We start from the raw sequence: 26,611 nt of genomic DNA, 5'->3' as shown, positions 1-26,611 counted from the left end.
GCGTGCGCATGCCTCTAAAGTCAAAACCCCGACCGGGGGGTCGGGGTGTCAACACAGTCCATAAGTCTAGCGGGTCACCCGGCGGGGTGCTGTTGCGTTGCAGCAGGGTCGGCGCAGCACGGCGCGCCAGCCCTTGGCCCGCCTCGTTTCACACGATCAAAACGTCAGCGTCGCCCGGGCCCAGTAATAGCGGCCCATCACGTCGTAAGTGGCTACGTCGGTGTTCGAGTTGTTCACGTTGTTCTGGTACATCAGGGGCGGCTGCTTGTCGGCCAGGTTGTCCACGCCGATGTCGAAACGCGTGCGCCAGCTCTTCACTTCGTAGCCCAGCTGCACGCTGTGATAGGCATACGCGCCGACCGTGCGCACCACCGACGGCACGGTGAGGTCGGCCGACAACTGCTGCCGCGCATCGGGGCTGCCCACCTGGGTGCGGCCGACATAGCGCAGGCGCCAGCTCGCGCTCCACGGACCCTGCGCCCAGTTCAGCGTGGCCAGTCCGCGCCAGCGCGGGAAGTTGCCATAGGCGTAGGTGTAGCGGCCGGCGTTGTGGATGGTCACCGAGGTGGCGTCGGAAGGGTCCGGATTGACGTCGTAGCGCGCCACGTAGGTCGTATCCAGGCGCAGGTTGAAGCGGCCGTAGCGCTCGGTGTTGAAGCGGTACGCCACGCTGCCGTCGACGCCCTTGGTGGACAGCGCGCCCAGGTTCACCGTCGGCTCCGCCACGTAGTTGATCGCGCCGCTGGCGAAGCGATGGATAAAGCTGCAGAACGGGCTGGCCGGATTGGCATAGCACTGGTTCAGCACCGTCTGCGCCGAGATCGCGGTGATGGTGTCGTTGAGGTTGATGCGCCACACGTCCGCGCTCAGCGACAGGCCCGGCACCCATTGCGGGTCGTACACCACGCCGAAGTCGAAGGATTTGCCTTGTTCCGGCTTCAGCTGATAACCGGCGGCGAGCGAGCCGGAGGTCTTGGCCGAGATCTCCGGATTGGCCTGCCGGTAGCTGCCGTCGGTGGGCACGCTGGCGCAGGCCTGCGGATGGCCGCCGGTATAGCCGTTGCAAGGATCGTTCACCGTGGGCGCATCGCCGGCGATGCCGCCGTACAGTTCGTTGATATTTGGCGCGCGGAACACCTCGGACACCGTGCCGCGCAGCAGCAGGTTGTCGATCGGCCGCCATTCCACCGCCAGCTTGCTGTTGGTGCTGCGGCCGGCGCTGCTGTAGTCGGACCAGCGCGCGCCCAGGGTGAGATTCAGCGCCTGCGCCCAGGGCTTGCCCGACAGCAGCGGGATCAGCGTTTCGGCGTAGGCCTCCTTCACGTTGAAGCTGCCGGCGAGCACCGAGCTGCAGAATTCCACTACGCCGCACAGGCCGTTGAGGTCGGCCACGGCCAGCGGATCGGTGCGCGTGGAGGTGCTCTCCTTGCGGTACGAGAAGCCGGTGGCCAGGTTCACCGTGCCGGCGGGCAGGTCGAACAGCCCGCCGTTGGCGTTCGCTTCGAACTGCTTCACCGTGTACGCGGTAGTGGTGACCGGATTGCGCTGGATGTTCTTCAGCGCCGCGATGGTGGTGGGGTCGTTGACGTTGAAGATATTGATCGGTGTGCAGCCGGCGATCGGGTTGCCCGGCGTGCCGCAGGTCACCTTGCCGCTGGACGCGTCGAGATACGAAGGCCCCAGCCCCTGCTGGAAGCCGGCGTAGTCGAGGAAGCCATAATTGACCGACTTCTGCCGCACCTTGCCGTAGTTGAACGCCGCATCCCATTGCCAGCTGCTGTCGCCGAAGCTGCCGCGCAGGCCGGGCGTCACCTGCAGGTTGTAGGTGTTGTAGATGTAGCGGCGATAGCCCAGGGTGGTGAAGCGCGTATTGAAGTCGCCGTTGTTGGCGCCACTGACGCGGTCGGTGCCGAAGTCCACGCCGAACGGGTTGTAGTAGTTGTCCTTGGACACGATGAAGTTGTCGCCGTTGGCGAACACCGGCACCGGCGCGATCTGCGATTCGGACTGGGTCTTGGTGTAGTAGAGGTTGGCGTAGGCTTCGAGCTTGTCGTTGAGCTTGTACTTGCCCAGCACGAAGAACTGGTCGCGCTTCTGCGGCGTCTGCAGGATGTTGTCGCCCTGGTAGTTGTAGCTGTCCGCGACGCCGTAGCAGTGGTAGTCGCCGGGCGTGGTGGCGCCGCTGACGCCGGGATTGAGCGCCACGCGCGAAGAGCAGCCCAGTGCCTTGGCCTGCGCGCTGGGCAGGGTAATCGAGCCATACGGCGTAGCCGAGGAGCCGCTGACGATCACCTTGCCGCCGGTGAGGTTGAGCGCGTCGTGCGAGAACGAGCGGTCGCGTGCGGATACCGCATCCAGGCTCTGGTGCCCGAGCCCGGCGATGATGCTGCCGCGCTCGTTGCCTTGCCCGGCCGTAAGCGCGAAGTTGCGGCGGATGCCGTCGCTGCGGCTGCTCTGGGCGAAATCGCCCGACAGCTGCACGCCGCTGAAATGCTCGCGCAGGATGAAGTTCACTACGCCGCCGATCGCATCCGAACCGTAGATGGCCGAGGCGCCGTCGCTCAGCACCTCCACGCGGTCGATCATATTGGCGGGGATGCTGTTGACGTCGTTGTAGGCCAGGCGCACGCCGTTGACCAGGATCAGCGTGCGCTTGTCGCCCATGCCGCGCAGCGAGATGGTGGCCGCGCCGGTGCCGCCGCCGTTATTGGTATTGGCATTGGTGGCGTTGCCGGCGATGGATGGCAGTTCCTGCACCAGGTCGCCGAGCGTGGCCTTGCCGGTGGCGGCGATCTGCGCGCGGTCCAGCGTCACCACCGGGTTGGCGGTTTCGACGTCGACGCGGCGGATGCGCGAACCGGTGACGGTGACGGTTTCCAGGCTCTTGGCTTTCTGCGGATCGGCGGTGTCGCCGGGTGGTGCGTCCTGTGCAAAGCCGGGCGCGACGAGGCCGAACGCGGTGCCGGCGATGGCGAGCCTGACGGCGAGGCTGAGCGCGCGTGGATGGCGGCAGGCGGAACGTGGATGCATGGGCGGGTACCTCGCATGGCGTGTGGTGCCGGTGATGGGGCATGCGCAACGGCCCTCCCTGCGGGCGGCTGCGTTTCGTCGGGCAACAGCACGCCGTGCCGGGCTGGCGGCCCGACCGTGTGCGTTGCGTTGCTGCGGCCCGCGCGAGGCGGGCATGACGCGCTCAGTCCTGGCCGGGCGCGTCGGGTTGAAGCTGGCGGTACGGGGCGTGGCGCTCGCGCTGGAGTTCGTTCAGCGGCGACACCGCGACCCCGCCGATATCGGCCTCGAAGCGGAGCTCGCGCGCCGAAAGCGTGCGCAGCCGGACGGCCGCTCCGGGCCGCCCGGCTGCCACGCCCGGCGCCGGCCGGGGTCTGGGTTTCGAAGGGGAAGCGGCGTGCAGGCCGTCGTCGTCATGGGAGCGCATGCTGTCATCGAAGCGCGCGAATGCGTCGGCAAGCGAGCCGGTACGGCACCAGAACGAATCAATGGGCGAGTCGCAGAATTTCGCCGCGGTGGCAGCGTTTATCAGGAATCGCCTGCGGTGATCGCTACAGCCAGACGGCATGCCCTCTCCCCGTGCGTGCGGCCGCGCGTGGACGCGGCGTGGCGGTTGGCGGCGCGTCCCCCGATGCGCATGGTTTCATCGTGCCGTCACATGGGGAGCGCGTCTTGTCGTATTTGGGAAAGGCGCGTGCGGAATTGTGCATAGTGCTGCGGGGATCGGCGCAGCACGTGACGGTTGCAGGCGAAACATGTGGCCCATGCGCGCTAGGCGAATGTCGCGGAAACCCGCACGGCCTGGCCGGGCCGGCCATCCAGACGGACGCTGTCGCCGCGCCGCTCTTTCACCGTGGCGCCCTCAACATGCACATCCGCGAGCCGCTTGCCCTCCGGTGCGCGCAGGCTCAACCACACGGCAGCCGGCGCCGCTTCCGGCAGCCTGATCTCACCGGTAACTCCATGCCCGCCATCCGGCTGCAGACGCACATCCACGCGCCCCCACCGCGTCGGCGCACCGCGCATCTCGATGGCTTGATCTCCACCCATCCATCGCCGCGGCACCGCACGCGCCAGATGCAGAACCTCGCCCTCGCTGTCCTCGAACACCACCATCCACCGCAGCAGCAACGGCATCGTCAGCTGCGCCGGCATGCAGAACAGCGGCATGCCGCCGCTCAGGTCGCTCACCTCGCCCGCGGTCCAGCTGCCCGGCGTATGCGCGTGATAGCGATGCGCATAGAGGAACAGCAGGTACTCGTCGATCCGCCCCAGCCGCAGCAGCTGCTGGGCATAGCCGTATGAAATAAAACCCAGGATGTCCCGCCCGTCCGGCGAAGGCGGCGCCACGTTCGCCACCACGCCGATCGAGGTGGCGCCGTGGCCGCGCATGCAGTCGATCACCAGGTGGGCGAGATCGTCCGGCAGCACGTCCGCCTGCAGCAGCTCGGCGTAGGCACGATGCGGCCACTGCTGTTCGCTGGGCTTTTCCTGCAGCAGCGACTGGCGGAAGGTGAGCTTCACGCCGGGCAGCGGGCCGATATAAGGCGGATGCAGGTCGTGGCGGACGTTGGCGCGCAAGCTGCGCACGAGCTGCGCGGCGAGCACGCGCGAACGCTCCTGCCAGCGATCCGCCAAGGCCTTGCCATGGGCATCGATCCGCACCCACACCGCCGCAAGATCGCGCAAGCCGCGCGAAGCCAGCGCACTGTTGGCGTAGTAAGGCTTCCACCACAGCTGCGGCTCGGGAAACAGGCAGGCGTCCGACTCGTTCCAGCCATGGAGCAGGCCATGGCCGGGGTCGTTGTTCGGCAGGCGCAGGCTGGCATCGTGCAGGTCGAGCAGGATGCGCGCGGTGGCTTCGATCTTGCCCTGGTGCTTGCGCAGCAGCGCCACGTCGCCGGTGTAGTGCAGGTAGCGCGCCAGCAGCGACAGCGTCAGGCCGAACTGGCCGGTTTCCGCGCCGCGCATGTTGACCATGCCATCGGCCTGCACGAAGTCGGTGAAGTAGCCGTCCAGTACCACCGCAGCCTGCGCGTTGCGGCCCCATTCGATGTTCGCGTAGAGCGAGCTGGTGAACGTGTCCTGGAAGCCGTCGTACTCGTTGCCGTAGTAGTCGCGATCCACCGCGCCGTACTTCGGATAGCTGCCGCCCGGCCGCACCACCAGTTCGCGCGCAAATGCATAGCGCGCCATATCGGCCCAGCTCGGATCCGGCGTGCGCATGGCGCAGGCATCGGCGAGCTGCTGCTGCCAGGCATCGTGGAAGCGCAGCAGCGCGCGATAGAAGGCGTCCGCCGATGGCGGCTGCCGCGTGGGCGGATACGACGGATAGCTGTAGCCGTAGTGCACCTCGCTGATGCGCCCATGCTCGACCAGCGCGGTGCGGTGCCAGGTCTGCACCACGAAGCGGTCGGCCGCGTCGACGTCGGCGAACACCAGCACGTCGTACCAGCGCCCCTCGTCCAGCGCGAACACCTTGTGCACCGCCGGCAGCCAACCGCCGAGCAGGCCTTCGCGCCGCTGCGGCGCGAGCTTCTCGTCGCGCAGCGCCGCGGTTTCCTGCATGGGCTTGAAGGTGCGCGTGCGGCCGTCCGGAAACACCGGCATGGTGTCGGCGCAGGCCACGTTGCCGACGAAGGTAGTCCACGGCAGGCGGCCGTTGTAGTCCTTCGGGTCCAGCGTCGAGGCGAGCGGAGGCGCGGCGAGGCGTACCTGTTCGGGATCGGGTTCGCCGCGCTTGAGCAGGCGGTCGGCCAGCAGATCCGCATCGGCCAGGGCCAGCTCCTTCAGTGCGAGGCCGAGATAGGGCGTGCCCGCTTCGGCGGCGCAGGACTCGGTGCGCTTGCCCAGCACGCAGCCGCCATCCGGACCGGTCAGGGTGATCGCGCCATCCGGCGTGCTCAGATCTTCGAACACCGACCACGCGGCGCCTTGCATATCGAAACCCGCGAGCCGCGCATGGCCCTCGGTGGAAAGCGCGGCGAGCGGGATACGTTGCGGCGGCGCCAGCGTGCCGGCGCCTCCAGCCTGCGCGCTCGACTGCGCCGATGCCCCTTCCCAACCCACCAGCCCCGCGGCCGCACTCGTCGCGGCCAGGCCTTGCAGAAAACGACGCCGATCCATTCGATTCCCCTAAACCGTTTCCGATGCCGGCGTGTTCTGCTGCGCCAGGCGGCTATGCCTGCGCCCATACCCCAGATAGACCACGCAACCGACCAGCAGCCAAAGCGCAAACCGCACGTAAGTCACCACGGGCAAGCCCCAGATCAGCCAGCAGGAGAACCCCACGCCGATCAGCGGCACCACCGGCACCCACGGCGTGCGGAATGGCCGGTGCAGATCCGGCCGCCGCCAGCGCAACACTGCCACCGCGGTGCAGATCACGATGAAGGCGCCGAGCACGCCGATATTCACCAGCTTCGCCAGCTCGTCCAGCGGAAACAGTCCCGCCGCCACCGCTGTCACCGTGCCCAGCAGGAAGGTCGCCCGATGCGGCGTGCGCCAGCGCGGATGGATGCCGGCGAACCATCCCGGCAGCAGGCCGTCGCGGCCCAGGCTGAAGCCGATGCGCGCGCCGGCCAGCAGGTTGGCGAAGATCACGCTGGTGATGCCGCACACCGAAGCCATCGAGATCACCGCCATGGTCCACGGCATGCCGATGCGGATGAATGCATTGGCCACCGGCGCGTCGTTGTCCAGCGTGGTGTAGGGCACGATGCCGGTCAGCACCAGGCAGATGGCGAAGTACAGCAGCATCGCGATGCCCAGCGACAGCAGCACCGCACGAGGCAGGTCGCGCTGCGGATTGCGCGATTCCTCCGCGGCGGTGGTCAGCATGTCGTAGCCGAACACCGCGAAGAACACCACGGCCGCGCCGGTCACCACGCCATGCATGCCGAACGGCATGAAGGGATGCCAGCGTTCCGGCTTCACGTAGGCGGCGCCGGCGATCACGATCAAGGCGGCGCCGGCGATCTTGATGCCCACGATCAGCGTGTTGAAGCGCGCGCCCCATTCCATGCGCACCGCGAGCAGGGCGGTGATCGCCACCGAGATCAGGATCGCCGGCAGGTTCACCACGCGCCCAGGGCCGGTGCCCCATGCGCCTTGCGCCCAGGTGGGCAAGGGCAAGCCGAAGTTGTTGAGCAGCACCTGCGCGTAGCCGGACCAGCCCACCGCCACCACCGCGGCGATCAGCGCGTACTCCAGCAGCAGATCCCAGCCGATGATCCATCCGGCGAACTCGCCCAGCACCGCGTAGCCGTAGGTGTAGGCACTGCCGGTGACGGGAATCAGCCCGGCGAACTCCGCATAGCACAGTGCCGCCGCCGCGCTGGCGATGCCGGCGAGCAGGAAGGACAGCAGCACGGCGGGTCCCGCCTGCGTCGCCGCCACCGTGCCGGTGAGCACGAAGATGCCCACGCCGATGATGCCGCCCAGGCCGATGGCGGTGAGTTGCCACAAGCCCAGCACGCGGCGCAGGCCGGTGCCCTTGTCCGCTTCGCGCTGCAGGCTTTCCACCGGCTTGCGCCGGGTGATGTCGTCGATCAGGCCCATCGGTTCCTCCCCGAAACCACGTGTGTTTGTTACGGCGCTTGCGCCTGTGCGTACGGCGACTTGCCACCCTTGGCGATAAAGCGGTCCACCTGCTGTTGCAGTACGGGCAGCGGCACGGAGCCGAGCGACAGCACCGTGTCGTGGAAGGCGCGCAGGTCGAAGCGTTCGCCCAGGGCTTTCTCGGCCTTCGCGCGCGCATCGACGATCGCCATCTCGCCCAGGTAGTACGACAGCGCCTGGCCCGGCCAGGCGATGTAGCGGTCCACCTCGGTCTCGATCTCGTGTTCGCTCAACGCGGTGTTGCCGCGCATGAAGGCCTGCGCCTGTTCGCGCGTCCAGCCGAGGTGATGGATGCCGGTGTCCACCACCAGGCGGCAGGCGCGCCACATCTGGTAGCTGAGATAACCGAAGCGGTCGTACGGCGTGTCGTACATGCCCATCTCCACGCCCAGCCGCTCGGAATACAGCGCCCAGCCTTCGCCATAGGCGGAGATATAGGTGTAGCGGCGGAAGTCCGGCAGCCCTTCGTGTTCGGCGGCCAGGGGCATCTGCAGCGCATGGCCCGGCGCCGATTCGTGCAGGGTCAGCGCGGTCAGCGAATACAGCGGGCGCGAAGGCAGGTCGTAGGTGTTGACCAGGTAGATGCCCGGGCCGCCGCGGCCGCCGGTGTAGAACGGCGCCAGATCCGGCGGCACCGGCTCGATGGCGAAGCGCTGGCGCGGCAGGCGGCCGATGTACTGGCCCAGCTTGCCGTCGACGCGCTTGGCGATCCAGGCGGCGTCCTTGAGCAGCTCATCGGCGCTCTTCGGATAGAACTTCGGGTCGGTGCGCAGGTAGTGCAGAAACTGCGCGAAGCTGCCCTTGAAGCCGGTTTCGCCGATGGTGCGTTCCATCTCGGCGCGCAGGCGCGCCACTTCGCGCTGGCCGGTGGCGTGGATCTGCTCGGGGCTCTGGTCCAGCGTGGTGAACTCGCGGATCTGCGCCTGGTAGAAGGCCTTGCCGTCCGGCATCGCTTCGGCGGCCAGCGTGGTGCGGGCCTGCTTCATGTAGGTGTTGCGCATGAAGTCGAGCAGTCTGGCGTAGGCGGGAATCACCTGCTGTTCGATGGCCGCATGCGCCTGCGTGCGCAGTTGTTCCTGCATGGCGGCCGGGATGGTGTCCGGCATCTTGCGGAACGGCGTGTAGAACAGGTTGTCGTCGCCCTTTGCGTTCGCCACGTCGGCAATCGACTGGTCGCGTCCGGCCAGAGTTACGCGCGGCACGCTGAAGCCGCGCGCCAGGCCGGCGCGCATATTGGCGATCTGTTCGTCGAAATAGCGCGGGATATCGCGCAGCTGGCTCAAATAGCGGCGATAGTCGTCCGCGGTGCGCATGGGCTTGCGCGCGGTGAAGCCCAGGTTGGTCCAGAACGCCGTGTCGCTGTTGAACGGCATTTCCCAGGTGCGGAAGCGCTGGTCGGCCAACAGGGTTTCGATCTGTTCGCGGTAGACCGCGTAGTTCACCGGATCGTCGCCGTGCAGCTGCTGCGGCGCGATGGCGTCAAGTTGCTTCAGGACATCGGCCCAGTAGCGTTCGCGCTGTGCCTGTGTGGCCGGATCGACCTTGGGCAGATGGTCGGCCGCCTTGCCCTCGCCGTCCTCGTCATCGCCGCCGGCGAACTGCGCCTGGCGCCATTGCCATTCCTGCGTGTAGAGCGCGCGGAAGCGCGCGTCCGCATCGTCGGCGGCGTGGGCGAGGAGAGGAGCGATGGTGAGGCAGATGGCGCAGGCTAGCGTGGCGATCGGTCGTTTCATCGGCTCCTCTCCGGGGGCGTCAGGCGAAGGGCTGGTCGATGGCCGGCGACGGTGGGGTGAACCAGGCCGCGCCGTCCTCGGTAACGTAGAAGTGGTCTTCCAGGCGTATGCCGAAACGCTCGGGCACCACGATCATCGGCTCGTCGCTGCAGCACATGCCCGGCCGCAGCGCGGTGCGCGAGCCGCGCACCAGGTAAGGCATCTCGTGGATGGCCATGCCGCAGCCATGTCCCGTGCGGTGCGGCACGCCGGGCAGGCGGTAGTCCGGACCCAGGCCCGCGCCTTCGACCACGGCGCGTGCGGCATCGTCGACGCTGGCGCAGGTGACGCCGGGTCGCACCGCTTCGAACGCGGCGAGTTGTGCGGCCTGTTCGAGTTCCCAGATGCGCGCCTGTTCGGCGGTCGGCGTGCCGAAGCAGTAGGTGCGCGTGATGTCGGAGTGGTAGCCCTGCACCGTGCAACCGGTGTCGATCAGCACCAGCTGGTCACGTTCCAGGTATTGCTCGCCGGGGATGCCGTGCGGGTAGGCGGTGGCGTGGCCGAACTGCACGATGCAGAAGGTGGACCCATTGTCCGCGCCCATCGTGCAGTGCGCTTCGTCGATAAAGCGCACCAGCTCGGTGCGCGAGATGCCTTCGCGCATCAGGCCAGCGGCAAGGCGGTGCACGTCCAGCGTCATCGCCGTGGCCTGCTTCATCAGCGCCAGCTCGGCCGAGGATTTGCACATGCGGCAGCCGTCGACGATCGCACTGGCGTCGGCGATGGGTTTGCCGCCGAGCACCGCGCGCAGGCGTTCGGCCACGGCGAACGGCGCCGCCGGGTCGAGCGCGAGGCTGCCGGCGCCGCGCTCGGCCAGCGCGTCGGCGACGAGCTGCTGCGGATCCTCGTGTTCTTCCCACAGGCGCACTTCGGCCGGAATGCGCAGCACCGCGGCGAGCGAACCGGCCTCGAAACCAGGGCAGATCAGGATGGGATCGCCCTGCGCGGTGAGCAGCATGCCGACCAGCCGCTCGCTCGCCCCCCAGGCCACGCCGGTGAAATAGCGCAGCGAAGTGCCGGCGGTGACCAGCAGGGCGTCGAGCCGCTGCGCGCGCAGCAGGGCGCGGGCGTGTTCCAGGCGGTGCCGGTATTCGTCCGCGCCGATGGCGGGCGCAGTGGCTTGCCACGGCTGCAGGCGCGCGCGGGCCTGGGCGAGATCGAGGCCGCCGATCTGGCTGGAACTCATGCGTTCTTGCTTCCCAGGTCGTCCACGCACCAGCAGCCGTCGATCTGCCGCGCCACGCCGCCGGGATTGTGGTCGCGCAGTTCCGGCGGCAGCAGATGCTCGGGCAGGTTGTCGTAGCAGTGCAGGGCGGCGAAGCGGCGGATCGCCGCCGGCATACCTACCGCGGTGAAGCCCGGATGGCCGGTGCTCGGATACGGGCCGCCATGATTCATGGCAGGGCTGACCGCCACGCCGGTGGGCATGCGGTTGCCGATCAGGCGGCCGACGCGCGGACGCAAGGCGCGCGCGACCGCGGCCGATGCTTCGTCGTCGGTGCTGCCGGTGTACAGCGTGCCGGTGAGGTTGCCTTCGAAGGCGTTGGCCACCTCGACCATCTGCGCCACGCCGTTCGTGCGGATCAGCAGGCTGGCCGGGCCGAAGGCTTCGGTCTGCAGCGCCTGCGGTTCGCGCAGGAACTGCGCGGCGTCGACTTCCAGCAAGGTCGGCGCATGGCGGTAGCCGGGCGAGCCGGCTTCGCCGCCCGCCAGCAGCTGCGCGCCGGCTTTACGCAGCGTGGCGATGCCATGCTGCAGATGTTCCAGCACGCCGCGTGAGAACAGCACGCTCGGCGCGGCACCGGCGAAATGGGCCTTGGCGGCTTCGACGAAGGCATCGCCCGCCTCGCTGCGCGGCACGATCACCACGCCGGGATTGGTGCAGAACTGGCCGCTGCCCATGGTGCAGGAGGTGAAGAACTCCTGCGCCAGCGCGGCGCCGCGTTCGGCCAGCGCACCCGGCAGCAGGAACACCGGGTTGACGCTGGACAGCTCGACATAGGCCGGCACGCCCGCCGCGTCGGCGGCGGCCTTCAGCGCGAGCCCGCCCGCGCGGCTGCCGGTGAAGCCGATCGCGCCCAGGCGCGCATCGCCAGCCAGCTTCCCGCCGATCGCATGATCGAAGTGATAGAGCATCTGCACCGAAGCCAGCGGCAGCCCGGCCTGGCGCAGCGCAGTGAATGCCGCGCGCGCCAGGCGTTCGCTGGTGGCCGGATGCGAGGGATGCGCCTTGGCGATCACCGGATTGCGTGCGGCGATGGCCGAAGCGAAATCGCTGCCGGCGATGGCGTTGAAGGCGAACGGGAAATTGTTCGGGCCGAACACCAGCACCGGCTTGCCCAGCGGCGCGAGGTGCGAACGCAGATTGGCTGCAGTGTCGATCACCGGCTGCGTCCACGCATAGCTGCGCACGGCCTTGGCGGCCAGGCGCAGCTGGTTGGTGGTGCGCGGCAGTTCCACGGCGGCCAGGCGCGGCTGCTTGGGCAGGCCGGTTTCGGCATGGGCGGTGTCGACCAGCGCTTCGGCGTCGGCTTCGATCGCCTGCGCATACGCTTCGAGGAAGGCGGCGATGCGTTCCGGCGGGGCGGCGGCCAGTGCTTCGGCTGCCGCGGTCGCGGCGGCGAGCGCCGCTTCGACATCTGCAGCGCCGCAGATCGGGAAGGCCGGGCCGATCGCCTCGCCGGTTGCAGGATTCTCGGCGCGGAACTGGCCGACCGGCGCGCTTGCCGCGCGCCAGTCGCCGTCGATCAGGATGGGCTGGATGTCCATGTCACACCTTGGGTGAGTGGGCGATGGCGTGGTCGATCACGCGCAGTGCAGCTTCGCGCTGTTCGCCGACCAGGGCCAGCCGCGGCGCGCGCACCTGCTCGCTGCCCATGCCGACCTTGGCCTGCACCAGCTTGATCAGCTGCACGAAGGTCGGCACCGTGTCCAGGCGCAGCAGCGGCAGGAACCAGCGGTACAGTTCCAGCGCCGCATCGGCGCCGCCGTCGCGAGCCAACTCGAACAGCTTCACCGATTCCTTCGGGTAGGCATTGACCAGGCCGGCGATCCAGCCGCGCGCGCCCATCGCCACGCCTTCGACGATGGCGTCGTCCATGCCCACCAGCAGTTCCACGCGGTCGCCGAGCAGGGCGCGGATGCCGGCGAAGCGGCGTACGTCGCCGGAGGATTCCTTTACCGCCTGCACATTGGGGAAGGCATTCGCCAGTTCGGCGATCTGTTCCGGCGCGAAGTCCGTCTTGTAGGCGACGGGGTTGTTGTAGAGCATGCAGGGCAGGTCGGTCGCCGCGATCACCGCGCGCAGGTGCGCGCCCATCTCGCGCCAGTCGGTGGAATACACATACGGCGGCAGCACCATCAGGCCCGAGCAGCCCAGCGCCTTCGCCTGCTGCGCCAGGCGCACGGCCTCGTCGGTGGACAGCGCGGCGATGCCGGGAATGACCGGCGCGCGGCCGTTCAACGCCTGCACCAGGGTGCGGATGATGGCGAGCTTCTCGTCGAAGCTGAGCGTGGCCGCTTCGCCCAGCGAACCGAGCGGCACGATGCCGGTGCAGCCGGCGTCGATCAGCTGGTTGGCGTGCTTGGCAAGGAAGGCGTGGTCGACCTGGCCGTCAGCGGTGAAGGGCGTGGTGATGGCGGGAATCACGCCGCGCCAGATGGATGCAGTGCTCATGTCGTTGACCTCGATGCGTCGTCGGAAGGGGAAGTGGCAAGCCCCGCCAGGGTGGCGAGGCGCGCGGGAAACAAAGGTGGACGGCCGGCGCCGCGCGGGAAGCGGCCCAGTTCCGCCAGCGCGGTGCCGCAGATGCGGCCCTGGCAGGCGCCCATGCCGCAGCGGGTGGCGAGCTTGGCTTCGCGTGCGTCGGCATAGCCGTCGAGCGCGCCGAGCGTCACGTCTTCGCAGCGGCAGATCAGGGTGTGCGGCGTGGCCAGTGCGTGTACGCGTGCGCCGGGTGCGAAATGCCTGGCCAGCAGCGCGCCGAAGCGGCGGGCGCGATCGCGTTCCGGCAGCAGGGCGCGCGCTTCGTCGGCATGGCCGCTGGCCATATGGCCAGCGATGGCGCCTTCGATGCGCGCGGCCGCCAGGCCGCCGATGCCGCAGGCTTCGCCTGCGGCGAAGATGGCGGATACGCTGGTGCGCAGCAGTTCGTCCACCTGCACCTGCGGATGGGTTGGCGCGTGGTCGAGCGCGCAGCCGAGCAGCTGGGCCAGTTCCACGTTCGGCACCAGGCCGTAGCCGACGGCGAGCAGATCGCAGTCCACGCAGGTGGTGCCGTGCGCGTCTTCGATTTCCACTAGGCGCACGGCATCTTCGCCATGCGCGTGGCGTACCACCGAACCGAAGCGATACGGCACGCCCATGAGTTTTGCGCGCAAGGACAAGGCCTGCGCCGCGCGCGAGGGCCAGTGCAGCAGTTGCCGCGCGAAGGCATGCACGCTGTCGGCGGAGGCCTGTTCGTGGATGCCGACGACTTTGGCGCCGTGCGTGCGCAAGGTGGCCGCGGCGGCGAGCAGCAGTGGGCCGCTGCCGGCGATGACCACGCGCTTGCCGGCCACCGGCCAGCCTTGCTTGGTCAGCGCCTGCAAGCCACCCGCGCCGCTCACGCCCGGCAGCGTCCAGCCGGGGAAGGGCAGCAGCAATTCCCGTGCACCGGTGGCAAGCACGAGGGCGCCGTAGGTGAGCAGGGCGGAGCCTTCCGGCGTTTCCACACGCAGCGCGCCGTCTTCGCTGGCGATCACGCTGTGCTGCGCCAGCAGGTTCACGCCGTGCAAGGCGGCGATGGCTTCGCGTGCGGCGCGCGGCGCCGGCTTGCGTACGTCGTGGCGCCACACCTGGCCGCCTGCGCGCGGCTGTGCGTCGAGCAGGCCGACGCGCGCGCCATGCGCCGCCGCGGTGCTTGCCGCCGCGAGGCCGGCGGGGCCGGCGCCGACCACCAGCACGTCGTAGCGCTCAGTCATGGCTGTCCACCTGCATGCCGTCGCGTGCGGGCGTCATGCATGCGCGCTGGTGTGCGACGCCGTCGATGCGCACGCGGCATTCGAAACACACACCCATGCCGCACAGCGGTGCGCGCGTTTCGCCGCTGACCGAGGTGCGGAAATGCAAGGTCCAATGCGCCACCGCGGCGGCGACGCTGGCGCCGGCCGGCACCTCGACCGATTGGCCGTTGACCTGCAATCGCACCGTCCCGCTCATGCGGCCAGCCTCGACGGTGCGTAAGGCGCGGGATCGATCGCCGGCTGGCGCTGCTGGATCAGGTCCAGCAGCAGGCGCGCGCTGCCCAGCGCGGTGGTGACGCCCAGGCCTTCGTGGCCGGCGGCCACCCATTGGTCGGTGGCGCCGGGGACGGCGCCGAGGTAGGGACGTCCATCTGGCGTGGTGGGACGGAAGCCGGTCCACGCGCGCAGCGCCTGCAGCTCGCGCAGCGCGGGTACGAAGGCGAAGCAGCGTTCCAGCATCCGGCGCAGCATGGCCGGCGAGACGGCCGCATCGGTGGCGCTGAATTCGCGCGAGGAGCCGAGCAGGATCTGCCCGGTGGGACGCGGCTGCACATTGAAGGCGACGCTGCTGTCCGCATCGCCGTGCGCGCTGTCGGCATAGCCCAGTTCCAGCAGCTGGTGGCGCAGCAGGCCGGGATAACGGTCGGTGATGACCAGATGCCCCTTGCGAGCGCGCATCGGCAACTGCGGCAGCAATGCAGGCAGGGCGCAGCCGGTGGCGACCAGCACCGGGCCGCTGAGCGAAGAACCATCGTCCAGTTGCGCGCCGCCCCGCCGCAGCGCCTGCACGCGGCGGCCGGCATACAGCACCGCGCCGCGCGATTGCGCGCGGCCCACCAGGTGCCGCGCCATGCGCGGCGGATACACCACGGCTTCGCGCGGCACCAGCATGCCGCCGCTCATGCCGGGGGCGAGCTCGGGTTCCAGTTCGTAGAGCTGCTGGTCGTCCAGCAGTTGCGCTTCCACGCCGGCCGCGCCCAGGCGCGCGGCGCGTACCGCGGCGGAGGCCAGTTCGCGTTCCTCGCGCGCCACCCACAAGGTGCCGCAGCGGCTGAATTCGGCTTCCGGCAGGTCGGCGAAGGCTTCCCATTGGCGCAGCGAGTAGCGGGCCAGCGCCAGCTCGGCGGGATCGTCGTCCATCGCCACCAGATGCCCCATCGCCGCCGCGGTGGCGCCGCCGCCGATCGGGCCGGGTTCCACGATCGCCACGCGCAGGCCATCGCCGCTGGCCGCGTCCGCGCAGGCCGCGCCGACGATGCCCGCGCCGATCACAACCAAGTCGTAGACCGCTACGCTCATTCCGCGCCGCTGCCCCAGGTAAAAGCATCGGCTTCGTCGAACAGCAAAGTTGAACGCGCCACCACGAACGCGCTGCCGGTGATGCGCGGCTTCACGCCGCGCGCGCCCGGCGCGTAGGTGGCTTCGAATTCGCTCCCCTGGCCGAGGATGCTTTCCTGCCGCCACACCTCGCCCGGCGCGAGCTTGCCGTCCGCCGCCAGGCAGGCCAGCTTGGCGCTGGTGCCGGTGCCGCAGGGCGAGCGGTCGTAGGCCAGGCCGGGGCACAGCACGAAGTTGCGGCAGGCTTTGGCGCCGAGGTCGGCATTGATCTCGATATGGTCGATCTCGCCGCCTTCGGCGCCAGTGATGCCTTGCGCTTCGAGCACGCGGCGGATCGCTTCGGTGTAGGCGGTGAGTTCGCGCTGGTGTTGGATGTCCAACGCGAGCGGCGTGTCCTTGGTGATGAAGAACCAGTTGCCGCCCCAGGCGATGTCGCCGGTGACGTCGCCGTAGCCGGGCACGCTGATCCTGATGTCCTTGGCGTGGCGGTAGCTTTCGACGTTGTCGATCGACACGCGGCCGTCGGCATGCAATTCCGCACCCACCGTGCCCACCGGCGTTTCGATCTTGTGCAGGCCGGGGCCGATGCGTCCCAGGTGCTGCAGCGTGCGCACCACGCCGATGGTGCCGTGGCCGCACATGCCCAGATAGCTGACGTTGTTGAAGAAGATCACGCCGGCGCAGGCCTCCGCACTCTGCGGCGGCAGCAGCAGGGCGCCGACCACGGTGGCCGAGCCGCGCGGCTCGCAGGCGATGCCGGCGCGCCAGCGGTCGAAATCGCGGCGGAAGCGTTCGCGCTGTTCCATCAGCGTGCCGGCGCCGAGGTCGGGGAAGCCGGCGATGACGGTGCGGGTGGGTTCGCCGCCGGTGTGCGAGTCGATTACGTCGATGGTATGCATGCCGGACATGCTCGCCGCCGCGGCGGTCGAGCGTCTAGCAAGGCTTGGCATCGCTCGATGCGGAAATCGGCACAATGCGCCAGGCCGGTTTTATGCCATGCTGCGATTGCACAAGGCTTCGCGACGGGGCAGGACCTGCGATGGACATGAAGATTTCGGCCGACGAGCTGGAGGCGCTGTTCGACGCCTTGCCCGACGTGGTGTTCTTCGTGAAGGACGGCCAGGGCCGCTACACCCATGCCAACCTCACCCTGGTGCGCCGGCTGGGCCTGAAGCAGCGCGCGGACGTGATCGGCCGCAGCGTGGTCGAGCTGTTTCCGGCGACGCTGGGCGGCTCCTACGCCTCGCAGGACCGGCGCGTGCTCGATGGCGAAGTGATCGAGAACCAGCTCGAAGTGCACATGTTCCCCAACCGCGTGCCCGGCTGGTGCCTCACTTGCAAACGGCCGCTGCTGAAGCGCGGGGAGGTGCACGGCATCGTCGGCATCTCGCGCGACCTGGGCAAGCCGGATGGCCGCCATCCCACCTATGTGCGGCTGCGCCGCGTGCTTGCCTATCTGCAGGAGCACTACGCCGAAGGCGTGCGGGTGGCGAAGCTCGCCGAGCTGGCTGGCGTGTCGGTGGCGCAGCTGGAGCGGCATTTCCGCCGCGTGTTCCAGCTGACGCCGCAGCAGGTGCAGACCAAGCTGCGCATCGAGGCGGCGATGCGCCTGCTGCGCGGCGACGAGAGCGTGGCGGCCATTGGCCTTGCCTGCGGCTTTGCCGACCAGAGCGCGTTCGCGCGGCAGTTCAAGGCGACGGTGGGGATGACGCCGCGGGATTACCGGGCGATGGCTGCCGGCGCCACGCGTGCGGCGCCGGCAGCGTAAAGCGGATCGAGCTCAGCCGTTCACCCACACGCCGACGTTGAGATGCCAGCCGTCGTTGCGGTGTTCGTAGTGCGGATGGACATAGTGATAGCCCGGACGCTCGACTTCCCAATGCCCCGGCACGGCGACGTATTCGCGCCCGCTCCAGCGCCAGTAGCCGCGCGCCCACACATAGCCCGGGCGGCGTGCCGGTTCCACTTCCACGATTCGCTCCGGCGGCGGCTGCGGTGCGATCACCTCGACTACGTCGCGGCGGACGATCGGACGTTCCACCACCACCGGGCGCTCGTGCACCACGCGTTCTTCCACGCAGCCGCTGGCGAGCATGGTCAGCGCGGCGAGCGCCGCGATTCGAATCTGCATCGGAAGTACCCCTTCTTCGAGAGTCAAGAAAAACGCGGCTGCCTCAAGGCAGCCGCGTCGGAATCAAGCCGGGCTCAGTGGCCCCAGTAGCCGTCGTGGAAGCGCCAGCCGCCGCGGTACGGTTCCCAGCGCGGTGCGCGATAGACGTAGCCGTGGCGCGCCGGAAGCCAGCGGCCGACCACCCACACGTGGCGGCGTGCATACGGATCCCAGCGCCAGTAACCCGGCGCCCAGGCGTAGCCGACGCGCGGCGGAGGCACTACTTCGTAGCGCGGCGCGGGCGGCGCGACATTGATGCCCACGGAAATCTGCGTGCGGGCGGCGGCATCGGGGGCGTAGGCAGAAGCGCCCAGGCCCAGGCCCAGCGCGGTCAGCACGGCGAAGGTTCGTGCCAGCGTTTTCATGCGGTTTCTCCTCGGCCACGCAGCGTGTGGCTCGCACGGAAAAACGGCATGGGCCTGCGCCTGTTGACCGCGGCCGGCCGGCTCGTTCAGAAATGGGCAGGGTGGAACGCGCGGCCGCGGCTGGGCGCGGCCGCGCAAGCCGCTACATCGCGCAGTTCGGTTTGTGCCCGCTGGCGCGCGCCTGCTCGTACACCGGCATCAGCTGGTCGGCCTGCTTGGTCAGCGCCTGCTGGCGGTTGTACGAAGCCGGATGGGTCGACATGAAGGCCGGCTGCTTGGGGCCGCCGGGAGCCTGCGCCGCCATCCTCTCCCACAGCGTGGGAGCGGAGCGCGGATCGAAGCCGGCCTGCGCCATGTAGCGCTGGCCCAGCGTGTCCGCCTCGCTTTCCTGCATGCGCGAGAACGGCAGCAGCATGCCGACCTCCGCGCCCACGCCCAGCGCCGCCGCGGCGTAGCCGACATTGGTGCCGCGGGTGGCGGCATAGGCGGTGCCGGCGACCACGGCCACTTGGGCGGCAATGTTGTCGGACATGCGCTCGGCGCCATGGCGCGACACCACGTGCGACAGCTCATGGCCCAGCACCACGGCGAGCAGGTCCTGGTTGGACGCCACTTTGAACATGCCGCGATTCACGCCGATACGCCCGCCCGGCAGCGCGAAGGCATTGGGCGTGTTGTCGTCGATGATCTGCACTTCCCATTGCTGGGTATTCCACGGCGCCGGCAGCACGGCCACGAGGGCGTTGGCGACGCAGGTGGCGTAGGCGCGCTCCTTCGGCGCGTCGGCGAACTTGCCCTTGGTGCGCATATCGTTGAATGCGGCCAGGCCCATCTTCGACATATCCCCGTCGGAGACCATCATCAGCTGCTTGCGCCCGGTGGGCGAGGTGGAGCAGCCACAGAGCAGGGCGCCTAGGGCCAGCACGAGCGGCAGGCGGAATTTCATGCGTTTTACCTCCCTGGAAAACTGGTCCGAAGCATAACCTTGCGTTCGGCGGCGCATTGTGTGCCAGTTCGGCACTTGAAAAGAACGAACGGTCGTTCTATTTTCCAGCCCCATGAACAGCACCACCACCCCCGGCAAGCGCGCCGCCACCCGCGAGATGATCCTGGACCGTGCCTACGCCATGGCCTGCAACGACGGCGTGGAAGGCCTGTCGATCGGCACGCTGGCGCAGGCGGCGGACATGTCCAAGAGCGGCGTGTTCGCGCATTTCGGTTCGCGCGAAGACCTGCAGCTGGCCGTGCTGGAGCTGGGCGCGCAGCGCTTCATGGACAATGTGCTGCTGCCCGCGCTGAAGACCTCGCGCGGCCTGCCGCGCCTGCGCGCCATCGTCGAGAACTGGTGCGACTGGGCGCAGCGCTACGAGCGCGGCTGCGTGCTGCTGTCCGCCGTCGGCGAATACGACGGCCGCGACGGCGCGCTGCACGACGCGGTGGTGCGGCAGCAGTCCGGCTGGCGCGGCCAGCTGGAAAAGGCGATCGGGCAGGCGGTGGACGAAGCGCATCTCGGCCGCGGTACCGACGTCAGCCAGCTCGCTTTCGAGATCTACGCCTTCATGCTCGTGCTGCATCACGACGCCGGCCTGTTCGGCTTCGAGGAAGCGCGCCGCCGCACCTTGGCGGCCGTCGATCGCCTGTTCGCCAGTTATCGCACCTGAACCCCCAGGAGCTCCCCCATGCCCCGCACGCAACGCGCCCATCGCCCGCACGGCCGCCCCAGCGCCGGCCTTCTGCTGAAACTCGGCGCCGTGCGCGCCAGCTTTGCCGTGGGCGGGCGTATCGCCCCGCGCCGCACGGTGGACCGCGCCGCGCGCCTGTTCGCCACGCCGTTCGCCAGCAGCCGCAGCCGCGCGCTGGCGGCGCAGCCGGACGAAGCGATGCGGCAGGGTGAGCTGGAGGTCGGCGGAGAAAAGATCGCCACGTATGTATGGGGCGATCCGGCGACGCAGCCTTATGCGCTGCTGGTGCATGGCTGGTCGAGCTTCGGCCTGCGCTATCTGCCCTGGGTGCAGCGTTTGCGCGAATCAGGCCTGGCGGTGGTCGCATTCGACCAGCCCGGCCATGGCCGCAGCACCGGACGCCTGTGCACGCTGCCGGATTTCATCGCCACCATCCGCGCGGTCGGCCAGCACTACGGGCATGCCGCGCTGGCGATCGGCCATTCGCTCGGTGGCGCCGCCTTGGCGTTGGCGCAGAGCGAAACCTGGTTGGCACGCCAACTCGTGCTGGTGGCGCCCGCGGCCGATATGGAAGCCGCCACCGGCCGCTTCTTCCGCTTCGTGAAGCTGGGCGACCATCTGCGCGAGGCGTTTTATGGATGGCTGGAGCGCCGCACCGGCGTGACCGTGCGCGAGCTGCAGGTGCACAAGCATTTGCCGGCGCTGGGCCAGTCCGGGCTGGTGGTGCACGACCTCGACGACCGCGACGTGCCGTGGGAAGAGGGCGAGCGCTATGCCCGCTACTGGTCGGGCGCGCGTCTGCTCACCACGCAGGGGCTGGGACATCACCGCGTGCTCGATGCTCCCGAAGTGATCGAGGCGACCTTTGCTTTCCTGCGCGGCGAGACGGTGGGCGAACGCGTGGTCGCGACGCCAAACCTGCCTTACGGCGTGGCGTAGGTTGGGGTGACAACCCCAACATCGTCGCTTGCGGGGTAGCCGCATCGTGTTGTCGGGGTTCGCCTGCCGGCTCACCCCAACCTGCATGGTGCTACTTGGGCGGCAGTACGCGTCCCGTGCGGTAGCTGCGATAGCGGCACACGTCGAAGTTGCGCTGCAACAGCGAGCGCCCGTCGGCGAAGGTGGCGCGTAGATCGCGGCGGCAACCTTCCTTGCCATCGATCGCCACCGTTACCGCGTTGCCACCACCGATCAGCGGACGATCGCCGATAGGGACAGCACGGAACGCCTCCGTCCCCGCCGGCGCAACGGCCAGCGTCACCAGGCTGGAAGGCGCGTCGTTGTAGACCTCCAGATAGCGCGTCTGCGCAGCGGCGACGGTTGGCAGCAGCGCGCAGGCGAGCGACACACCGGCAAGCAGCAGCGCAAGGCGACGGTTCATGGCTTCCTCTCCACAGATGCCGCCCGGGCGGCGATGCGCGGATTGGGCGCGAAGCGCCCTTCGTGCATGGCCGTTGAGGGACGGATCGTAGCCGGCGCGGGACGAATGGCAGCCGTGACCTCCGAGTCTGTTCGCCAGCGGCTCGGCCTGTGTAGGATGCGGACGCCTCGTGGATGGAGGAGTGCGATGCGATTCTGGCGTTACCTGGCCGCGTGGAGCGTGCCGGCCGTGCTGTTCGCCATCCAGGGCTACAGCATGGATGCGATGCGCGGGCATACCTGGAACGCGGGAGACTATATCCGCTGGGCGATGGTGCAGTGGTACACGCTGGCCGTGCTGGCGCCGGGCGTGTTCGCGCTGGCGCGGCGCTTCACCGTCGACACCACCGCGCAGTGGCGCTACGCGCCGGTCTACATCGCCGGCAGCCTGGTGTTCTCCGCCTGCGCCGTGCTGATCGGCGCCACGCTCGGCCATCTGCTGGAACCCGGCAACCCGCCGTTCGACGACCAGCTGCAGCAGTTCATCGACAAATACGTCTTCATCGATTTCTTTATCTACTGGGTGCTGGTGGTGGGCTGGCATGCCATGCGCTTCTTCCGCGAGAAGGACCGCCGCGCCGACCAATTGCAGGCGCTGCTGGCGCAGTCGCGCCTGCAGGTGCTGAGGATGCAGCTGCAGCCGCATTTCCTGTTCAACACCTTGCATGCGATCACGACCTTGATCCGCGAGGAGCCGGAAGTCGCCGAGGACATGCTGCTGCGCCTGAGCGAACTGCTGCGCGTCTATCTCGACGAGGACCGCCAGGAGATTGCACTGGCCCGCGAACTGGAGCTGCTGGAGCTGTACCTCGGCATCCAGCGCGTGCGCTTCAAGGACCGCCTCGATACGCGCGTCGACGCGGCCGTCTCCGCGCTCGGCGGTGCCGTGCCCGGCCTGATCCTGCAGCCGCTGGTGGAAAACGCCATCCATCACGGCATCGGGCGGCATGCCGGCAGCGACACGGTGGAAGTGTTCGCGCACCGCGATACCGACAGCCTTTACCTGGAAGTGCGCAACCGCAACGGCGTGCTGGAAGTGACCCCGGAAGAAGCCTTCACGCGCGGCATCGGCCTGTCCAACACGCGCTTGCGGCTGAAAGAGCTGTATGGCGATCTCGCCACGGTCTATATCGACGCGATGTCGCCGCAGGGCGTGACCTGCCGCCTGCGCCTGCCGTTCCGCGCGCTGGGCGCGGCGGCCGCATGAGCATCCGCGCCTTCATCGTCGACGACGAGCCGATCGCGCGGCACAGCATCGCGCGCCTGCTGCGCAAGGAGCCGGAGATCGCCATCGCCGGCGAATTCGGCGATGGCGCCAGCGCGCTGGAAGCGATCCGCCAGCTGCGGCCGGACCTGGTGTTCCTGGACATCCAGATGCCGGAGATGACCGGCATCGACGTCGCCGCGGCGCTGGGCGAAGAAAATCTGCCGGCTACCGTATTTGTCACGGCCTATGAGCAATACGCCGTGCGCGCGTTCGAAGCGAACGCGGTGGACTACCTGGTCAAGCCTTTCAGCAGCGAACGCTTCGATGCCGCGCTACGGCGCGTGCGGCGGCGGTTAGCGGGCGAGGGCGGCGATGCCGCGCCCGCGCGGGTGTGGCAGGCGCTGGCCGAGCTGCGGCGCGAACAGAGCTATGCGCGCCGCCTGCCGATTCCGCTGGACGGCAGCGTGATCCTGCTGGAGGTGGCGCGCATCGACTGGATCGAAGCCAACCGCAACTGCGTGCGCCTGCACGTGGGCAAGGACACCTACGAGTTGCGCGAGACCATGGCCGCGCTGGAAGAACGCCTCGACCCGCGCCAGTTCGCGCGCGTGCACCGCTCGGCCATCGTCAACATCGACCGCATCCAGGCGATCCACCCGTGGTTCAAGGGCTATCACATGCTGGTGCTGAGTACCGGGCAGGAATTGCGCATGAGCCGCTACCAGCACGATGCGTTCCGCGATCTGGTGCGGCTGAATGCGCGGACGCCGTAGCGGCGTCCGCGCAGGAGCGGATCAGGTGTGGTCCGATTGATTGAGCAGGTGCAGGCCGGTGCCAAGAGTGAGCACGCCGTCGTCAGGCAAGGCATCGATGCCTACGCCGCCGGGCTTTTGCTGGCTGCGGTACTCGTCCATCCACGGCACCGGTTCCTTCGGGCCGGGGATATAGGTGTGCCAGGTGGCGTCACGCGCATCCTTCTCGGTTGGCGCGTACTGGTGGTAGGAGATCGCCACGCGGACGATCCAGCCGTCGGCATCCTTCAGCGGACCGGCAGATGGCGGATTGAAGGTCCACAGGCGCACTGCGCGGGTGCTGACTTCGGCCAGCGTCTTGCGCATCTCGCGCATGACCGGCTCGGAACCCACTTTGTCGAGATTGACTTGTTCGGCGGTCACATGGCTGATGCTGCCGTCACGCTCGACGCGCGCAACCATGAAGACGGTGCCGGTCGGATAGGTACCGCCTGCCGGGCGTGCGGGGCCGGCCTGGCGGATGCTGCCGCCCTGCTGCATCTGAAAGTTTGCCCTGGCGGAAAAAGTAGGGCGTGCGCTGTGGTCCTTGATCGTGACGAGCTCATCGCGATGGTCGCTCGGGCTGCCGAAGGAGGCGCTGACGACGTGCAGCTGATACCCGTCGCCATCGGGCGAGGCCACTACGCGCAGGTGCATCGGGGCCTTCGCTTCAACCGGCTTGCCGTTGTCCAGCACCGGTTCGAAGCGCCAGCTGGAGGAGTACTGCTTGATCAGCGCGGTCACCGCTTCCGACTCTTGCCGGTCGAGGTCGAAAGAACTTACCGTACCGTCCGGTGCCACGACGACGTGACCATTGACCAGCAGGCTGGACTCAGCCTTTGCGCGCACTTCGCTGGCGGTTTGCGCCACAGCTATTCCGCAAGTTGCTGCGCAGAGCAGCAACAGCCCTAAACGTTTCATCGATTTCCCCTGATTGTCTTGCCGAGGCTCGAGTATGTCGTGCGGCGATGACAACCCGCTAGAGGTGACGTGTCGATTTTCGGCGCCGTAGTTCGTCGCCTTGGCAAGCCGGTCATCGCACCGGCGAAACATCCATCGTCTACTTGAGGAACGCCGACCATGCACGCCATCGCCCACCGCCCCCTGCGCACCCTGTTCGCCACCGCCGCCCTGGCCCTGGCCGGCGCATCCGCGCACGCCGCTTCTGCCACCTACACCATCGACCCCGCCCACACCTATCCGAGCTTCGAGGCCGATCACTTCGGCGGCCTGTCGGTATGGCGCGGCAAGTTCAATCGCACCAGCGGCAAGATCACGCTGGACAAGGCCGCGGGCGCCGGCACGGTGGACATCGCGGTAGACATGGACAGCGCCAACTTCGGCCTGGACAAGATGGACGAAGCCGCGCGCGGCCCCGAGCTGTTCGAAACCGCCAAGTACCCGAAGGCCACCTACAAGGGCAAGCTCGCCGGCTTCGTCGACGGCAAGCCCACCAAGGTGGTGGGCGAACTGACCCTGCATGGCGTGACGCGTCCGCTGGAGCTGACCATCAACTCCTTCAAGTGCATGCCGCATCCGCTGTACAAGCGCGAGGTGTGCGGCGCCGACGCCGCCGCGACGTTCCAGCGCGATGCCTTCGGCATGGCCGGGGGCAAGGACTATGGCTTCAAGATGGACGTGGCGCTGCGCATCCAGGTCGAGGCGATCGCCGATGAAACCGGCGCCAGGAAAGCCGCCGCGCCCTGATTCACAGGCAGCTCGTCAGCCGGCGCACTGCCTCGTCGAGCGCGCGTGCGTCGGCGCCGCCGTAGCCCATGATCAGCCCGCCCCGCGCGGGCGGCTCCGCGTAGCACAGCGACAGCGGCCGCGCGGAGACGCCCACCAGGGCCGCGCGGCGCGACAGCGCCACGTCGTCCACGCCGGGCTGCAGCAGCGCCACCAGCTGCATGCCGGCTTCGGCGCCGATCACTTCGAGCTGCTGCGGCAGATGCGTGCGGATCGAGGCGACCAGGGCCGCGCGCCGTTCCGCGTACAGCACGCGCATGCGGCGGATATGGCGCGCGAAATGGCCTTCGCGGATAAAGTCGTTCATGGCCAGCTGCGGCAGCGTGGCGGTGCAGGTATCCAGCGCGTCGCGGCAGGCGGCGAAGGTGTCGACCAGATCCTTCGGCACCACCAGATAGCCCAGGCGCAGGGCAGGGAACATCACCTTGCTGAAGGTGCCGACGTAGATCACGCGCTCTTCGGTATCCAGGCCTTGCAGCGAGGCGACGGGGCGACCGCCGAAGCGGTATTCGCTGTCGTAGTCGTCCTCCACGATCCACGCGCCGGAGCGCGCCGCCCAGCGCAGCAGTTGCATGCGCCGCGCCGCGCTCATGGTCATGCCCAGCGGGAACTGGTGCGAGGGCGAGATATAGGCCAGCCGCGCATCCGGCGCGCGGCGGATGCCTTCGGCCACGTCCAGGCCTTCCTGGTCCACCGGCACCGGCACGATCCGCGCACCGATGGTGCCGAAGGCCTGGCGCGCGCCGGGATAGCCGGGGTCTTCCAGCCAGGCGCGGTCGCCGGCGTCGAGCAATGCATGCGCGCAGATCTGCACGCCTTGTTGCGAACCGGTGGTGATCAGCACCTGCGCCGCTTCCACGCGCACCGCACGCACCGCGCCGAGATAGTCGGCGATGGCCTCGCGCAGCAGCGGGCAGCCGCGCGGATCGCCATAGACCAGCGACTCCGTGCTCGGGGTGCGCGCGTGGCGATTGAGCAGCTTGGCCCACAGCTCGGTCGGGAAATGCTCCAGCGCGGGCAGGCCGACGCGGAACGCGCCCTGGCTGTCCAGCCAGGTCTGTTCCGGCGTGCGCATGGCGGCCACGCGCTGCGCCACCCGGCGGTTGGCTTGCTGCCTGGCGACCGGCACGACGGACAGCCGGGGGCGGGCGGGCTTCAGCGCAGCGGTGGGGATCGAGCGGGCCACGCAGGTGCCGGCGCCGACGAAGCTCTGCAGATAGCCTTCGGCCAGCAACTGCTCGTAGGCGCTGAGCACCGGCAGGCGCGACACGCGCAGCTCGGTGGCCAGGCTGCGGGTGGATGGCACGCGCTGGCCGGGGCGCAACTGCCCGTCGGCGATGGCGCGGCGGAACCATTCGGAAAGCTGCTGGTAGATCGGCACGCCGCTGCCGTTTTCCAGCGCGATCGGGGGCAGGAACGAAGTGGACGCTCGCGGCATGCGGGTGGGCCTCAAGTGGTCATGGCGGATGATAGCCAAGTGGCTATTCG

The 26,611-nt window shown here is 68.7% G+C and carries 24 protein-coding genes; 6 read left to right on the top strand and 18 right to left on the bottom strand.

The window, feature by feature from the left end; genetic code table 11:
• Positions 1-156 precede the first annotated feature (156 nt).
• The 12 genes from KK141_RS15575 to KK141_RS15520 form a co-directional block, all read right to left on the bottom strand.
• A complete protein-coding gene (locus KK141_RS15575) occupies positions 157-3,030 on the bottom strand; it encodes a TonB-dependent receptor (protein ID WP_214571479.1) in 2,874 nt (957 codons plus the stop codon).
• Positions 3,031-3,193: 163 nt separating this feature from the next.
• Positions 3,194-3,577: a glycoside hydrolase family 127 protein gene (locus tag KK141_RS15570; RefSeq protein WP_214571478.1), complete on the bottom strand. Its 384-nt coding sequence runs from the start codon at positions 3,575-3,577 to the stop codon at positions 3,194-3,196.
• Between the two features lie 203 nt (positions 3,578-3,780).
• A complete protein-coding gene (locus tag KK141_RS15565) occupies positions 3,781-6,135 on the bottom strand; it encodes a twin-arginine translocation signal domain-containing protein (protein WP_214571477.1) in 2,355 nt (784 codons plus the stop codon).
• A gap of 9 nt (positions 6,136-6,144) precedes the next feature.
• Entirely contained in the window at positions 6,145-7,569 is a 1,425-nt protein-coding gene (locus tag KK141_RS15560; RefSeq protein WP_214571476.1) for an amino acid permease, read from the bottom strand.
• A 29-nt stretch (positions 7,570-7,598) separates the two neighbouring features.
• The gene (locus KK141_RS15555) at positions 7,599-9,362 is read right to left on the bottom strand and encodes a DUF885 family protein (protein ID WP_214571475.1); all 1,764 of its coding nucleotides are present in this window, start codon (positions 9,360-9,362) and stop codon (positions 7,599-7,601) included.
• 19 nt (positions 9,363-9,381) lie between these two features.
• A complete protein-coding gene (locus KK141_RS15550; protein WP_214571474.1) occupies positions 9,382-10,587 on the bottom strand; it encodes a Xaa-Pro peptidase family protein in 1,206 nt (401 codons plus the stop codon).
• On the bottom strand, positions 10,584-12,170 hold the full coding sequence (locus KK141_RS15545) for an aldehyde dehydrogenase (NADP(+)) (protein WP_214571473.1): 1,587 nt from the start codon (positions 12,168-12,170) through the stop codon (positions 10,584-10,586). The genes KK141_RS15550 and KK141_RS15545 overlap by 4 nt, the downstream gene beginning before the upstream one ends.
• Position 12,171: 1 nt before the next feature.
• Positions 12,172-13,077 (bottom strand): dihydrodipicolinate synthase family protein, encoded by a 906-nt coding sequence (locus KK141_RS15540; RefSeq protein WP_214571472.1) that lies wholly within the window; start codon positions 13,075-13,077, stop codon positions 12,172-12,174.
• Positions 13,074-14,363 carry an FAD/NAD(P)-binding oxidoreductase gene (locus tag KK141_RS15535; RefSeq protein ID WP_214571471.1) on the bottom strand — a complete coding sequence of 430 codons (1,290 nt, stop codon included), beginning with the start codon at positions 14,361-14,363 and terminating at the stop codon, positions 13,074-13,076. Before KK141_RS15535 ends, KK141_RS15540 begins: the two co-directional genes overlap by 4 nt.
• On the bottom strand, positions 14,356-14,601 hold the full coding sequence (locus KK141_RS15530; RefSeq protein WP_214571470.1) for a 2Fe-2S iron-sulfur cluster-binding protein: 246 nt from the start codon (positions 14,599-14,601) through the stop codon (positions 14,356-14,358). Before KK141_RS15530 ends, KK141_RS15535 begins: the two co-directional genes overlap by 8 nt.
• Complete coding sequence (locus tag KK141_RS15525) at positions 14,598-15,704, bottom strand: FAD-dependent oxidoreductase (protein ID WP_214571469.1); 1,107 nt, start codon at positions 15,702-15,704, stop codon at positions 14,598-14,600. The genes KK141_RS15530 and KK141_RS15525 overlap by 4 nt, the downstream gene beginning before the upstream one ends.
• Complete coding sequence (locus KK141_RS15520; RefSeq protein WP_214571548.1) at positions 15,701-16,642, bottom strand: 4-hydroxyproline epimerase; 942 nt, start codon at positions 16,640-16,642, stop codon at positions 15,701-15,703. Before KK141_RS15520 ends, KK141_RS15525 begins: the two co-directional genes overlap by 4 nt.
• 140 nt (positions 16,643-16,782) lie before the next feature.
• Here KK141_RS15520 and KK141_RS15515 point away from each other — a divergent pair, with 140 nt between their 5' ends.
• The gene (locus KK141_RS15515) at positions 16,783-17,511 is read left to right on the top strand and encodes an AraC family transcriptional regulator (RefSeq protein ID WP_214571468.1); all 729 of its coding nucleotides are present in this window, start codon (positions 16,783-16,785) and stop codon (positions 17,509-17,511) included.
• 12 nt (positions 17,512-17,523) lie between these two features.
• Here KK141_RS15515 and KK141_RS15510 read toward each other — a convergent pair whose 3' ends face one another.
• The 3 genes from KK141_RS15510 to KK141_RS15500 form a co-directional block, all read right to left on the bottom strand.
• Positions 17,524-17,874, bottom strand: coding sequence for a YXWGXW repeat-containing protein (locus KK141_RS15510; protein WP_214571467.1), 351 nt, complete (start codon positions 17,872-17,874; stop codon positions 17,524-17,526).
• 74 nt (positions 17,875-17,948) lie between these two features.
• On the bottom strand, positions 17,949-18,278 hold the full coding sequence (locus KK141_RS15505) for a YXWGXW repeat-containing protein (RefSeq protein WP_214571466.1): 330 nt from the start codon (positions 18,276-18,278) through the stop codon (positions 17,949-17,951).
• A gap of 142 nt (positions 18,279-18,420) precedes the next feature.
• Complete coding sequence (locus KK141_RS15500) at positions 18,421-19,224, bottom strand: M48 family metallopeptidase (RefSeq protein WP_214571465.1); 804 nt, start codon at positions 19,222-19,224, stop codon at positions 18,421-18,423.
• A 112-nt stretch (positions 19,225-19,336) separates the two neighbouring features.
• Between KK141_RS15500 and KK141_RS15495 the strand changes: the two genes are divergently transcribed.
• The gene (locus tag KK141_RS15495) at positions 19,337-19,939 is read left to right on the top strand and encodes a TetR/AcrR family transcriptional regulator (protein ID WP_214571464.1); all 603 of its coding nucleotides are present in this window, start codon (positions 19,337-19,339) and stop codon (positions 19,937-19,939) included.
• 18 nt (positions 19,940-19,957) lie between these two features.
• On the top strand, positions 19,958-20,899 hold the full coding sequence (locus tag KK141_RS15490; protein WP_214571463.1) for an alpha/beta fold hydrolase: 942 nt from the start codon (positions 19,958-19,960) through the stop codon (positions 20,897-20,899).
• Between the two features lie 91 nt (positions 20,900-20,990).
• On the opposite strand, the gene KK141_RS15485 is transcribed toward KK141_RS15490, so the two are convergent.
• Complete coding sequence (locus KK141_RS15485; protein ID WP_214571462.1) at positions 20,991-21,341, bottom strand: hypothetical protein; 351 nt, start codon at positions 21,339-21,341, stop codon at positions 20,991-20,993.
• Between the two features lie 186 nt (positions 21,342-21,527).
• Between KK141_RS15485 and KK141_RS15480 the strand changes: the two genes are divergently transcribed.
• Positions 21,528-22,586, top strand: a complete 1,059-nt coding sequence (locus KK141_RS15480; protein ID WP_214571461.1) for a histidine kinase — start codon at positions 21,528-21,530, stop codon at positions 22,584-22,586.
• Complete coding sequence (locus KK141_RS15475; RefSeq protein ID WP_167254100.1) at positions 22,583-23,359, top strand: LytTR family DNA-binding domain-containing protein; 777 nt, start codon at positions 22,583-22,585, stop codon at positions 23,357-23,359. The genes KK141_RS15480 and KK141_RS15475 overlap by 4 nt, the downstream gene beginning before the upstream one ends.
• Positions 23,360-23,380: 21 nt before the next feature.
• On the opposite strand, the gene KK141_RS15470 is transcribed toward KK141_RS15475, so the two are convergent.
• On the bottom strand, positions 23,381-24,430 hold the full coding sequence (locus tag KK141_RS15470) for a hypothetical protein (RefSeq protein WP_214571460.1): 1,050 nt from the start codon (positions 24,428-24,430) through the stop codon (positions 23,381-23,383).
• Positions 24,431-24,457: 27 nt separating this feature from the next.
• Here KK141_RS15470 and KK141_RS15465 point away from each other — a divergent pair, with 27 nt between their 5' ends.
• Positions 24,458-25,084, top strand: a complete 627-nt coding sequence (locus tag KK141_RS15465) for a YceI family protein (RefSeq protein ID WP_214571459.1) — start codon at positions 24,458-24,460, stop codon at positions 25,082-25,084.
• A 1-nt stretch (position 25,085) separates the two neighbouring features.
• Here KK141_RS15465 and KK141_RS15460 read toward each other — a convergent pair whose 3' ends face one another.
• The gene (locus tag KK141_RS15460; RefSeq protein ID WP_214571458.1) at positions 25,086-26,561 is read right to left on the bottom strand and encodes a PLP-dependent aminotransferase family protein; all 1,476 of its coding nucleotides are present in this window, start codon (positions 26,559-26,561) and stop codon (positions 25,086-25,088) included.
• Between the last annotated feature and the right edge of the window lie 50 nt (positions 26,562-26,611).

This window comes from Dyella sp. LX-66 (assembly GCF_018599165.1).
Classification (GTDB): domain Bacteria; phylum Pseudomonadota; class Gammaproteobacteria; order Xanthomonadales; family Rhodanobacteraceae; genus Dyella_D; species Dyella_D marensis.
The sequence above is the reverse complement of the archived record's forward strand: the minus strand, read 5'-3'. Positions and strand labels throughout refer to the sequence as shown.